Annotated in this window: 1 protein-coding gene; it reads left to right on the plus strand. The window is 74.7% G+C overall.

Features of this window, described 5'->3' with window-relative positions; genetic code table 11:
* Positions 1–214: 214 nt before the first annotated feature.
* Positions 215–624 (plus strand): PHP domain-containing protein (locus ACSNOH_RS35025; protein ID WP_436725479.1); only part of this gene is annotated, 410 nt, incomplete at its 3' end.

The raw sequence follows: 624 nt of genomic DNA on the forward strand, positions 1-624 counted from the left end.
GCCCGGCCCGTCACCGCGCTCCGCAGTTCCTGGACGAATGAGGGCATGCCCCGAGCCTGCGGGGTGCGGCGGGCCCGCGCAGGCGGTGCGGGCCGTCCGGGTGATCACGGCGGCACCCCGCCAGCATGTTCGTACGGATGTTCGAGGATGTGGTTTATGGTGGATGGAGAGGGTGGTTTTCAGCCAGGGGGTGACAGGAACGGCAGGAGGTGCGATGACCGGGGTCAGCGCGTTCACGCACCTGCACACCGCATCCGGCTTCTCGATGCGGTACGGGGCCTCGCACCCCGAGCGGCTGGCCGAGCGCGCCGCCGAACGGGGCATGGACGCGATCGCCCTGACCGACCGCGACACCCTCGCCGGAGCGGTCCGGTTCGCCACGGCGAGCGCGAAGGCCGGGGTGCGCCCGCTGTTCGGCGTGGACCTGGCCGTACGGGAGGAGCCCCCGCAGGACCTGCGGCGGCGCACCCCCGTGCGCGGCGGTGCCTTCGTCGACGAATCCGCGCCCCGCGCGGTCTTCCTCGCCCGGGACGGGGCGCGCGGCTGGGCCGCCCTGTGCGGGCTGGTCTCCGCGGCCCACGCGAACACCACCCACGCATCCGCCGCCCCCGCCCTCCCCGAGCT

The organism is Streptomyces sp. URMC 127 (assembly GCF_051386535.1).
In the GTDB taxonomy this organism is placed as follows: Bacteria; Actinomycetota; Actinomycetes; order Streptomycetales; family Streptomycetaceae; genus Streptomyces.